The 4,411-nt window shown below is 57.0% G+C and carries 5 protein-coding genes; 4 read left to right on the plus strand and 1 reads right to left on the minus strand.

From position 1 onward, the window contains the following. Positions 1–569: DNA gyrase subunit A (locus ABYP39_RS17565; protein ID WP_372783887.1), on the minus strand; the 569-nt coding region annotated here is incomplete at its 3' end. A gap of 331 nt (positions 570–900) precedes the next feature. Here ABYP39_RS17565 and ABYP39_RS17570 point away from each other — a divergent pair. From ABYP39_RS17570 to ABYP39_RS17585, 4 genes are read left to right on the plus strand one after another with little or no spacing between them, the layout of a single operon-like run. Beyond that, positions 901–2,226, plus strand: a complete 1,326-nt coding sequence (locus ABYP39_RS17570) for a TRZ/ATZ family hydrolase (protein ID WP_372783889.1) — start codon at positions 901–903, stop codon at positions 2,224–2,226. Positions 2,227–2,258: 32 nt separating this feature from the next. Then, entirely contained in the window at positions 2,259–2,963 is a 705-nt protein-coding gene (ubiG, locus tag ABYP39_RS17575; RefSeq protein ID WP_372748546.1) for a bifunctional 2-polyprenyl-6-hydroxyphenol methylase/3-demethylubiquinol 3-O-methyltransferase UbiG, read from the plus strand. Next, positions 2,960–3,616 carry an HAD-IA family hydrolase gene (locus ABYP39_RS17580; protein WP_372748545.1) on the plus strand — a complete coding sequence of 219 codons (657 nt, stop codon included), beginning with the start codon at positions 2,960–2,962 and terminating at the stop codon, positions 3,614–3,616. Before ubiG ends, ABYP39_RS17580 begins: the two co-directional genes overlap by 4 nt. Then, positions 3,613–4,374 (plus strand): YciK family oxidoreductase, encoded by a 762-nt coding sequence (locus tag ABYP39_RS17585; RefSeq protein WP_372748544.1) that lies wholly within the window; start codon positions 3,613–3,615, stop codon positions 4,372–4,374. Before ABYP39_RS17580 ends, ABYP39_RS17585 begins: the two co-directional genes overlap by 4 nt. Positions 4,375–4,411 lie beyond the last annotated feature (37 nt).

The raw sequence follows: 4,411 nt of genomic DNA on the forward strand, positions 1-4,411 counted from the left end.
ACCTCGGTGAGGTTGTGCGGCGGAATATTGGTCGCCATACCCACCGCAATACCGGATGAACCGTTTATCAGCAGGTTAGGGACTTTGGTGGGCATGACCGCCGGAATGGTTTCAGTGCCGTCGTAGTTAGGCACCCAATCTACGGTTTCCTTATCCAGGTCAGCCAGAATTTCGTGGGAAATCTTCTGCATGCGAATTTCGGTGTATCGCATCGCCGCTGCAGAGTCACCGTCGATAGAACCAAAGTTACCCTGCCCGTCCACCAGCATATAGCGCAACGAAAACGGCTGGGCCATACGAACGATGGTGTCGTAGACCGCTGAGTCACCATGGGGGTGGTATTTACCAATAACATCACCCACCACCCGGGCAGACTTCTTGTAAGATTTGTTCCAGTCGTTGCTCAGCTCGCTCATGGCGTAGAGCACGCGGCGATGCACCGGCTTGAGACCGTCTCGCACGTCCGGCAGAGCGCGCCCGACAATAACGCTCATGGCATAATCGAGGTAGGACTTTTTCAGCTCGTCCTCGATATTTACCGGCAAAATTTCCTTCGCTAACTCACCCATCTACAACGGTGTCCTCAGTCAATCGAATTGTTATAGCTATCGTTTGCGCGTTCTCTGGCGTTCTCTCAGATTCCTGAAAAAACTACTGATCCCGCAGAGGCTGAAAAGCCTCTGCCGACGCGCATGGAAACAACAGGGAAATTCCCCTCGGGAACTGTCACCCAAGGGGGTGATCAGGCACCGGAATCAAGTCGGCTAGAATAGCACAATCGAGCGCGTTTCTCACAGCAAATTGCGGTTATATACAAGCCGTTAGCGCAGATTTGGCAGCACTTTCAGCGGTATTGCGGTTATACTCAGCGCCATTGTTATCAAGGGACGCTTTCACACCATGTCGACAGCTGCAGATTGCCTAATTTTTGCACGATGGATCATCACCATCGACGCCAATCAGCCCGTACTCGACAATCATGCACTGGCAATCACCGGCAACCGGATTACCGCCATCCTGCCCGCTAGCGAGGCGCGCGAGCTAACCGCAGCAAAGGTGATCGAACTGCCAGATCACGCCCTGATGCCGGGCCTGATCAATACCCATGGCCACGCTGCCATGAGCCTGTTCCGCGGCATGGCCGACGATCTGCCACTGGACAGCTGGCTGAACGACCACATCTGGCCCGCAGAAGGCAAATGGGTGAACGAAGAGTTTGTGCGCGATGGCGTTGAGCTGGCGATGGCGGAGATGATTCGCAGCGGCACAACCACATTCTCAGACATGTATTTCTTTCCGAACATCACCGCAAAGGCCGCAACCCGCGCCGGTATGCGAGCTCAGCTGGCCTTCCCGGTCTTTGAGTTTCCCAGCAACTGGGGGCAGAATCCGGAGGAATATATCCACAAAGGCCTGCAGGTACACGACGACAACAAACACAACTCGCTGATTACGGTTGCCTTTGGTCCGCACGCGCCCTACACCGTGGCCGACCCGACCATGGACAAAATTGCCACACTGGCGGCCGAGCTTCACAACGGTGAAATCAATATTCATATCCACCTGCACGAAACCGATTTTGAAGTGGCGCAATCCGTGAAAGAACACGGCATGCGCCCAATCGAGCGCCTTGCTCAGCGCGGCCTGCTCGGCCCGCGCACCCAGTGTGTGCACCTGGCCAGCCTGAACGATGACGACATCAAAACACTGGCCGCCCACAACTGCCACGCGGTGCACTGCCCCGAATCCAATCTAAAACTTGGTAGCGGCATTTCACCTGTTCCAAAAATGCTCGACGCGGGCATCAATGTCGCCCTGGGTACTGACGGCGCCGCCAGCAACAACACACTGAACCTGTTCAACGAAATGCGCACTGCAGCGCTGCTGGCCAAAGGCGCGACCGGAAACGCCACAGCCCTGCCCGACACCCAGGCTTTGCAAATGGCCACGCTCAATGGCGCCAGAGCCCTCGGCCTGGAACAGGAGCTGGGCTCACTGGAGATCGGCAAACTGGCGGATGTGATTGCGGTGGACCTCTCGGCCATCGAACAACAGCCGGTGTTTGATCCCGTGTCCCAGCTGGTGTACACCCAGGTTGGGCATGCCGTCAGCCACAGCTGGATCAACGGCAAACTGATCATGGAAAACCGCCGCCTGACCACACTGAATATCGACGACATTCGTGAACGCGCCCAGCGCTGGCGCGAACAGATTGTCACTTCCTGATTCGACCGCCTGAACCAACGAGGACGCCAGACGTGTCAAAACCCAATGTAGACCCTGCAGAAATCGCAAAATTTGAAGAACTCGCCCACCGCTGGTGGGATCGCGAGAGCGAATTCAAACCACTGCACGACATCAACCCCTTGCGCGTTAACTATATCGACGAGCGCGCGCCGCTGGCCGGCAAATCGGTCATTGACGTCGGCTGCGGCGGCGGCATTCTGGCCGAGGCCATGGCGCAGCGCGGTGCAACCGTGACCGGTATCGACATGGGTGAAGCGCCCTTAAGCGTTGCTCGCCTGCACCAGCTTGAATCCGGAGTGCAGGTTGATTACCAGCAATCGACAGCGGAAGACATGGCGCAAGCGCATGCCGAGGCCTTTGACCGGGTAACCTGCCTGGAAATGCTCGAACACGTCCCGGACCCAGCATCAGTGATCAAAGCCTGTGCGACCATGTGCAAGCCCGGTGGCGAACTGTTTTTCTCGACCATTAACCGCAACCCCAAATCCTTTGCGTTTGCTGTCGTGGGTGCCGAATATATATTACGCCTGCTGCCCAAGGGCACGCATGAATACGCCAAGTTTATCCGCCCATCCGAACTGGCGGCCTACATTCGAGATGCGGGACTGATACTGAAAGACATAACCGGCATGACCTACAACCCGCTGACCAAACGCTACAAAATGGGCAGCGACACCGACGTTAACTACATCGTACACGCCAGCAAACCCGAATGATCTCAGCAGTACTGTTTGATCTCGACGGCACACTGATAGATACCGCCCCGGATTTTGCGGCGGTGCTCAATGGCATGCGACGGCGCCGACAACTCAGCGATATCCCTTTCGAGCATATCCACGCTACCGTATCTGACGGCGCCAGGGCGCTGGTTCAGCTGGGCTTTCAGCTACAGGAAGGCGACGACGGATTTGAAGTCCTGCGCCAGGAACTGCTAGATGATTACCTTCAGCACCTGTCGGTACACTCTCAACTCTACCCCGGGATGGACAAGGTGCTGAGCTGGGTCGAGCAGCGCGCTATTCCCTGGGGGGTTGTTACCAACAAGCCCTCGCTATATGCCGAACCTCTGCTGCGTGATCTGGCACTGTCGCAGCGCTGTGGCAGCCTGGTATGCCCGGACCACGTAACACAGCGCAAACCGCATGCTGAACCCATCCTACTGGCCTGCTCGCAGATTAACGCGAACCCCGAACACAGTATCTACGTGGGCGACCACCGCCGCGATATTGAAGCGGGCAGGAACGCCGGCAGTACAACCGTCGCCTGCAACTACGGCTACGTGCACGCTGGCGACCCGGCAAGTAGCTGGGGCGCCGACTATACTATTGAGCAAGCCAGCGAATTGATTGCGATACTGGAGACTTTGTGACTCACACCCTACCTGAAAACTTTCAGCCTGCCGCGGACTGTCTGAAAGGCAAAAACATTCTGATCACCGGCGCCGGCGACGGCATTGGTCGCTCAGCCGCGTTAGCCTTTGCACAACACGGCGCCACCATTGTGTTGCTAGGAAAAACCGTGGACAAACTGGAGGCGGTATACGACGAGATTGAAGCCGCTGGTGGCCCGCAGCCGGCCATCTATCCGCTGCACCTGAACGGCGCAGTTATGAAAGACTACGAAGACCTGCGCGATACGCTGGAAAAAGAATTCGGTGCCCTGCACGGCCTACTGCACAACGCCAGTATTCTCGGAGAACGCAAAACCATCGCCCAGACCTCCATCGAAAGCTGGACCGAGGTGATGCAGGTTAACGTGAATTCCAGCTTCATGCTGACCAAAGCCCTGCTCCCCGTTCTGGACGTGCCGGACACCTCATCAATCATCTTTACGTCCTCCAGCGTTGGTCGTCAGGGGCGCGCCTTCTGGGGTGCCTATGCCGTGTCAAAATTCGCAACCGAAGGCCTGGTGCAGGTACTGGCAGACGAGCTGGTGAACACCAGCAATATACGAGTAAACAGTTTGAATCCGGGCGCTACAAATACTGCCATGCGCCGCAGCGCCTACCCCGGTGAAAACCCCGATACCAACCCGGCGCCCGACGCGCTGATGCCGCTGTATCTCTATCTGATGAGCGACGCCAGCCGCGACAAAACCGGGCTGCAGTGGAATGCACAAATAAAATAAACCAGACGGCAAAACCGGGGTGGGGGGGGGGGGGGGG

Origin of the sequence: Litorivivens sp., from assembly GCF_041625495.1 — a bacterium.
Classification (GTDB): Bacteria; Pseudomonadota; Gammaproteobacteria; order Pseudomonadales; family Spongiibacteraceae; genus Litorivivens.

Coding starts and splice junctions, on each gene's coding strand:
- ABYP39_RS17570 (WP_372783889.1), top strand. CDS start 901: ATGTCGACAGCTGCAGATTGCCTAATTTTTGCACGATGGATCATCACC.
- ABYP39_RS17580 (WP_372748545.1), top strand. CDS start 2,960: ATGATCTCAGCAGTACTGTTTGATCTCGACGGCACACTGATAGATACC.